Annotated in this window: 6 protein-coding genes; 2 read left to right on the forward strand and 4 right to left on the reverse strand. The window is 72.0% G+C overall.

What is annotated here, in order from left to right; all coding sequences use genetic code 11:
- The 4 genes from ESO86_RS08770 to pta all read right to left on the reverse strand — a co-directional run.
- On the reverse strand, positions 1-503 hold a 503-nt coding region (locus tag ESO86_RS08770), incomplete at its 3' end, for an MFS transporter (RefSeq protein ID WP_479722781.1).
- Positions 500-1,093 (reverse strand): ArsR/SmtB family transcription factor, encoded by a 594-nt coding sequence (locus ESO86_RS08775; protein WP_129234556.1) that lies wholly within the window; start codon positions 1,091-1,093, stop codon positions 500-502. The genes ESO86_RS08770 and ESO86_RS08775, both read right to left, overlap by 4 nt.
- A 94-nt stretch (positions 1,094-1,187) precedes the next feature.
- Positions 1,188-2,426 (reverse strand): acetate/propionate family kinase, encoded by a 1,239-nt coding sequence (locus ESO86_RS08780; RefSeq protein ID WP_129234557.1) that lies wholly within the window; start codon positions 2,424-2,426, stop codon positions 1,188-1,190.
- Entirely contained in the window at positions 2,423-4,555 is a 2,133-nt protein-coding gene (gene pta / locus ESO86_RS08785; protein ID WP_129234558.1) for a phosphate acetyltransferase, read from the reverse strand. The genes ESO86_RS08780 and pta overlap by 4 nt, the downstream gene beginning before the upstream one ends.
- Positions 4,556-4,694: 139 nt before the next feature.
- Between pta and ESO86_RS08790 the strand changes: the two genes are divergently transcribed.
- The gene (locus ESO86_RS08790) at positions 4,695-6,104 is read left to right on the forward strand and encodes a flavin-containing monooxygenase (protein ID WP_207207071.1); all 1,410 of its coding nucleotides are present in this window, start codon (positions 4,695-4,697) and stop codon (positions 6,102-6,104) included.
- Positions 6,101-7,056, forward strand: a 956-nt coding sequence (locus ESO86_RS08795) for a bile acid:sodium symporter family protein (RefSeq protein ID WP_165307534.1), incomplete at its 3' end; no start/stop codon positions are given. The genes ESO86_RS08790 and ESO86_RS08795, both read left to right, overlap by 4 nt.

Consider the following 7,056-nt stretch of genomic DNA (forward strand, 5'->3'; position numbering starts at 1 on the left):
CCGGCGCCCACCATGGTCGCGGTGCGCTGCACGGCCGACTGGGCGCCCGCGGCGCGGGCGAGCGGCGTGTGCGCGAGCGCCGCGAGCTCGGGCATGAGCACGGTCTTCGCGGTGTCGCCGGGCGGGTCGAGGAGGCCCCCGAGGAACACGAGCGCGAGGAGCAGCCCGAAGGAGAGCAGGCCCGCCGCGTCGAAGAGCGGAATCGCGAGCACGGTGACTCCGCTCGCGACATCCGCCGCGATGCTCGACGCACGGTATCCGAAGCGATCGACGAGCACGCCGCCCAGGGCGCCGCCGATCACGAGCGGCACGGTCGCGAAGATGCCCGCGACGCCGGCGGCGAGCGGCGATCCGGTCTGCTGCAGGACGATGAGCGGCACCGCGACGATCGCGATCGCGTTGCCGCCGAGCGAGAAGAGCTGGGCGGCGAAGAGCGCGACGAGCGGCAGTCGGCGGCGCGGCGCGCGGTCGACCGGGTCGAGCGGGGCGGATGACGCGCTCACGCGCCGGACCTCGGGAACACGTGGGTCATCCACCGCACGAGCCGCGTGCCCTCGGCCGGCTCGCGCCCGCGCGCCCACCACTTGTCGCGAACCGCGGCGAGGTCGGCGGAGAGCTCCCGGAACTCCTCGAGCGTGAGGTGCGCGGCCCCGTCCGACGAGTCCGACGGGGCGATCCACTCGGGCTCGAGCTGCGCCTCGGCGTCGAGTACGGCGAGCAGTTCGCGGTGGTAGCTCTCGAGCACGGTGCGGCGCAGGGCCTCGGATGCCGCGTGCCGCGCCGGATCGTCGAGGAACTCGACGGTGTCCCAGCTCGTCATCTCGTGCGCGGCGCGCCACCAGCGCTCGCGGCGGTCGCGGGCGAGCTCGGGCGCCTCCTCGACGAAGCCGTGCTTCGCGAGGGTCGACACGTGGTAGCTCACGGAGCCGGCGGACTCCCCCGTCTGCTCGGCGAGCATGCCGACGGTCGCGGGCCCGTCCATGCGCAGGATGCCGATGAGGCGCAGCCGCGTGGGGTGCGCCATCGCGCGCATGGGGCCTGGGTCGTGCAGGTGCACGCTCGAGTCTGCAGGCGGGCGTCCGGGGTCGGTCATGGGATCAGCCTAGATTCACAAGAGTCCTTGTACAAGAGTTCTTGTGTAATTCGTCGTGCGGATGCCAGGACGTGCGGCCCTGTCGCCTTCGGCGTCAGCCCGCGACGACCTCGACCGTCTGCCGGGCGATCTCGAGCTCCTCGTTCGTCGGCACGACGAGCACCGCGGTCCGGGACGCATCCGTCGAGATGCGCCGTGCCTCCCCCGAACGCTCGGCGTTGCGCGCGGCGTCGACCTCGACACCGAACCCCTCGAGCCCCGAGAGCGCCGTCACGCGCACGTCGGCCGAGTTCTCACCCACGCCGGCGGTGAAGACGATCGCGTCGACGCGGCCGAGCTGCGCCGCGTACGCGCCGACGTACGAGCGGATGCGATGCGCGTACACCTCGAGCGCGACACGCGCCCGCTCGTCGCCCGACGTCGCCGCCTCGGTCAGGTCGCGCATGTCGCCGTGGCCGCCGAGGCCGAGCATGCCGCTCCGCTTGTTGAGCAGGTCGTCGACCTCGTCGACCCCGAGCCCCGCGCGACGCTGCAGGTGCAGCACGACCGCCGGGTCGAGGTCGCCCGAGCGCGTGCCCATCGCGAGCCCCTCGAGCGGCGTCATGCCCATGCTCGTCTCGACCGAGCGCCCGCCGTCGACCGCGCACGCCGAGGCGCCGTTGCCGAGGTGCAGCACGATGAGCTTCAGTTCCTCGACGGGCCGACCCAGGAACGCCGCCGCGGCACGCGAGACGTACCGGTGCGACGTGCCGTGGAAGCCGTACCGGCGGATGCGGTGCCGCTCGGCCAGGTCGCGGTCGAGCGCGTAGAGGTACGCCTCGGGCGGCATCGTCTGGTGGAACGCGGTGTCGAAGACCGCGACGTGCGGCACCGACGGGAACGCGCGCTCGGCCGCGACGATGCCGGCGAGGTTCGCCGGGTTGTGCAGCGGCGCGAGCACCGAGAGCTCGTCGATGTTGATCCTCACGAGCTCGGTGATCACGGTCGGCTCGAAGAAGCGCGCACCGCCCTGCACGACGCGGTGCCCGACCGCGACCGGTGCATGCTCCTCGAGCGACGGGCCGTGCTCGGCGAAGGCCTGCAGCATCCACGCGAAGGCCGCGTGGTGGTCGGCGACCGACACCTCCTCACGGAAGGCGCCGCCCGCCGCGTCGGTGTGCGTGGCACGACCGTCGCCCGCGCCGATGCGTTCGACGAGGCCCGACGCGAGCGGCCCGCCCGCCGAGACGTCGACGAGCTGGTACTTCAGCGACGACGACCCGGAATTGACGACGAGGACGACGCGACCCGCGCCGGGGGCGTCGGCCGTGCCCGCGCCATCCGCCCCGCTCACGACGCCGCCTGGATCGCCGTGATCGCGACCGTGTTCACGATGTCCTGCACGAGTGCGCCGCGCGAGAGGTCGTTCACGGGCTTCCTGAGGCCCTGCAGCACCGGCCCGATCGCGACGGCGCCGGCCGAGCGCTGCACGGCCTTGTACGTGTTGTTGCCCGTGTTCAGGTCGGGGAAGACGAACACCGTCGCGCGCCCGGCGACCGACGAGCCCGGCAGCTTCGTGCGGGCCACCGCGGCGTCGGCGGCCGCGTCGTACTGGATCGGCCCCTCGACCGGGAGCTCGGGCGCGCGTTCGCGCACGAGCGCGGTCGCACGCCGCACCTTGTCGACGTCGGCCCCGGAACCCGACTCGCCCGTCGAGTACGACAGCATCGCCACGCGCGGCTCGATGCCGAACTGCTCCGCCGTCTGCGCCGACGAGATCGCGATGTCGGCCAGCTGCTCGGCGGTCGGGTCGGGCACGACCGCGCAGTCGCCGTAGACGAGCACGCGGTCGGCGAGCGCCATCAGGAACACGCTCGAGACGACCTGCACGCCCGGCCTGGTCTTGATGATCTCGAAGGCCGGGCGGATGGTGTGCGCCGTCGTGTGCATCGCCCCGGAGACCATGCCGTCGGCGAGGCCGAGCTCGACCATCATCGTGCCGAAGTACGAGACGTCCTGCACGGTGTCGCGCGCCTGCTCGAGCGTGACGCCCTTGTGCGCGCGGCGCCGCTGGTACTCGTCGGCGAACCGGTACACCAGCACGTGGTCGTGGTTCGAGAGTACGGTGGCCCGCGAGATGTCGAGGCCGAGGCCGATCGCACGCGAGCGGACCTCGATCTCCTCGCCGAGGATCGTGAGGTCGGCGACGTCGCGCGAGAGGAGCGTCGCCGCCGCGCGGAGGATGCGGTCGTCGTAGCCCTCGGGCAGCACGATGTGCTTGCGCGCGTCGCGCGCGCGGGCAAGCAGCCCGTACTCGAACATGAGCGGCGTGACGACGTCGGTGCGGGCCACGTCGAGCCGGTCGAGCAGTTCGACGCCGTCGACGTGCTTCTCGAAGAGGGCGAGCGCGGTGTCGCGCTTGCGCTGCGACTCGGCGGCGAGCTTGCCGCGGGTCTGCGTGATCGCGAGCGCGGTGTCGTAGCTGCTGAGCTCGGTGCGGATGATCGGCAGGCCCGACTTCAGGCCCTCGATCAGGCGCTCGACGGTCTCGGAGACGGGGAACCCGCCGTTCAGGACGATGCCCGCGATCGACGGGAACGTCGCCGAGGCGTGCGCCGTGAGCACGCCGAGCAGCACCTCGCTCCGGTCGCCCGGCACCACGACGACGGCGGCCTCGGTGAGCCAGGCGAGCACGTTCTCCATCGACATCGCGGCGACCACCACGCCGAGCGCCTCGCGCTCGAGCAGCTCGGGATCGCCGGCGTAGAGCTCTCCGCCGACCGCCCGCATGACCGAGCGCATCGAGGGCGCGACGAGGTACTGGTCCTCGGGGATGGCCCACACCGAGACGGATGCGTCGTGCCCGCCGGCCGCGCCCGACGCGGCCCGCACGGCGTCGACGATCGAGTCGAGTCGGTACGGGTCGGCCCGGTTCGCGACCACGCCGAGGAGCGAGGCGTGCTCGCGCTCGAGCTCCTCCACCGCGAGCTCCGTGATCTGGGCGAGCTCGTCGGGCGTCCTGGCATCCGTGTAGCCGAGCCGCTCGCTCGCGCCCCGCCCCTGCGTCACGCGGCCCCCGACGACGAGGAGCACCGGCGCACCGAGGTTCGCGGCGATGCGCGCGTTGAACGCCAGCTCGGTCGGGCTGCCGACATCCGTGTAGTCGGACCCGATCACGACGACGACGTCGCACCGCGCCTCGATGGCCTTGAACCGCCGGACGATCGTGGCGAGCGCGGCGTCGGGATCGCCGTGCACGTCCTCGTAGGTGACGCCGATCGCGTCGTCGTAGCCGAGTTCGATGACGCCGTCATGCGCGAGCAGCAGCTCGAGCACGTAGTCGCGCTCCTCGGTGGAGCGCGCGATCGGGCGGAAGACGCCCACGCGGGTCGCTCGCCGGCTCAGCGTGTCCAACGTCCCGAGCGCCACCGTCGACTTCCCGGTGTTCCCCTCGGCGGAGCAGATGTAGATGCTGTGCGCCACCCCGAAAGCCTATCGAGGCGGCTGCCGGGCACGCAGGCGATCCAAGGCCGGTTCCGGAACCCGAGCACCGTTCGCCTATGCTGTTCGGACCCGACCCGGCGTCTACCCCGACGACGCCGCCCACGCACAGGAACCACCAGTGAACCCCATCGCCCTCATCGGAGCGGGCCCATCCGGTCTCGCCGGTGCCCGCGCGCTCAGCCGCGCCGGCATCCCCTTCATCGGCTTCGAGGCCGGCCCCGACGTGGGCGGCCTCTGGAACATCGACAACCCGCGCTCGACGATGTACGAGTCCGCACACCTGATCTCGTCGCGGACCACGACCGAGTTCGCCGAGTTCCCGATGGACTCGACCGCGGACTACCCGGGGCATCGCGAACTGCACCGATACTTCCGCCGGTACGCCGACGCCTACGGCCTGCGCGAGCACTTCCGGTTCGACACCAGGGTCACCGCGGTCGAGCCGGTCGACGGCGATGCGACCGGGGCGAGCGGATGGCGCGTGACCGCCGAAGGCCCGGACGGCGCGACGACCACGACCGAGCACCCGGCCGTGGTCCTCGCCAACGGCACGCTCGCCGAGCCGAACGTCCCGGACTTCCGCGGCGAGTTCGCGGGCGAACTGATGCACACGAGCGCGTACAAGTCGCCCAAGGTGTTCGAGGGCAAGCGCGTGCTCATCATCGGCGCCGGCAACTCCGGCTGCGACATCGCGGTCGACGCCGTGCACCACGCGGCATCCGTCGACCTGTCGGTGCGTCGCGGCTACTACTTCGTGCCCCGCTACCTGTTCGGGCGCCCGAGCGACACCCTCAACCAGGGCCGGCCGCTGCCCGCGCGCATCAAGCAGTTCGTCGACACCCGCGTGCTGAAGGCGTTCACGGGCGACCCCGTGCGATTCGGCTTCCCGAAGCCCGACTACCGCATCTACGAGTCGCACCCGATCGTGAACACGCTGATCCTGAACCACCTCGGGCAGGGCGACCTGCGCGTGGTCGGCGACGTCGACCGGTTCGACGGCCAGGCGGTGCGCTTCGCCGACGGCAGCGCCGCGGACTACGACCTCGTGGTCCTCGCGACCGGCTACAAGCTGGACTACCCGTTCGTCGAGCGCGCCCACCTCAACTGGAGGTCGGCGGCGCCCGAGCTCTACCTCAACGTCTTCCCGCCGAGCTTCAACGGCCTGTTCGTGCTCGGCATGATCGAGGCCTCGGGCATCGGCTGGCAGGGCCGCTACGAGCAGGCCGAGCTCATCGCCGCGTACCTCGCCGCCGCGCGCGCCGAGCCGGATGCCGCGTCCCGCTTCCGCGACGCCGCCGCGAAGCCCTGGCCCGACCTCACGGGCGGGTACCGCTACCTCGGCCTCGATCGCATGTCGTACTACGTGAACAAGGACGCCTACCGGAGGACCGTGAAGCGGATGCTCCGGACCCTGCCGACGCCGGCGGCATCCGTCGCGCCCGCGGCCTCGGCCTCGGCCTCGGCCTCGGCCCAGGGTCCCGTGCACGAGGTCGAGCGCCGTTCCCCGAAGGCGGGCACGCGCGCATGAACATCGACGACGTCGTCCTCAACTTCGCGCCGGGCTCGATGATCGCCCTGAACGTCGTGCTCGGATTCATCATGTTCGGCATCGCGCTCGACACCTCGCCGTCGGACTTCCGCGCCGTGGCGCGGGCCCCGAAGGCGATGATCATCGCGCTGCTCGCGCAGATCGTGCTCCTCCCGGCCGTGACGTTCGGGCTCACGCTCCTGCTCGACGTGCAGGCCTCCGTCGCGCTCGGCATGCTGCTCGTCGCCGCATGCCCGCCCGGGAACATCTCGCAGGTGCTCACCTACCGCGCCCGCGGCAACGTCGCCCTCTCGGTGTCGATGACCGCGGTCGCGAACGTCGCCTACATCTTCGTGCTGCCGCTCAGCATCGCGTTCTGGGGCAGCATCCACCCGAAGGCGTCGGAACTCGTGCGCGCGGTGAGCCTCGACGGGTGGCGGATGCTGCTCGACATCTTCCTCATCATCGGCCTGCCGTTCATCGTCGGCTTCGTCATCCGCGCCGTGTGGCCGCGCTTCGCGGCCCGGGTGCAGCCGTACGCGCGCTGGATCAGCCTGCTCGCGCTCGTCGGCTTCATCGTCGCCGCGCTCGTGGGCAACTGGGCGATCTTCATGGCCTACATCGGCGTGGTCCTCCTCGCCGTGTTCCTCCACGACGCGATCGCGCTCGGGCTCGGCTACGCGAGCGCGCGCATCGGCGGCCTCGGCGTGCGCGACCGCAAGGCGATCACGTTCGAGGTCGGCATCCGCAACGCCGGCCTCGGCCTCGGCCTCGTGTTCTCGTTCTTCGGAGGGATCGGCGGCATGGCGATCGTCGCGGGCTGGTGGGGCATCTGGGACATCATCGCGGGGCTCGCGCTCGCCACGATCTGGGCGCGGCGCACGAAGCGGGCGGATGCCGCGGCCGACGCCGGTGCGGGCACCCCCGACGCGCCGGACGCCGCCTCCGGCTC

It is taken from the genome of Agromyces binzhouensis (assembly GCF_004135055.1).
Taxonomy (GTDB): Bacteria; Actinomycetota; Actinomycetes; order Actinomycetales; family Microbacteriaceae; genus Agromyces; species Agromyces binzhouensis.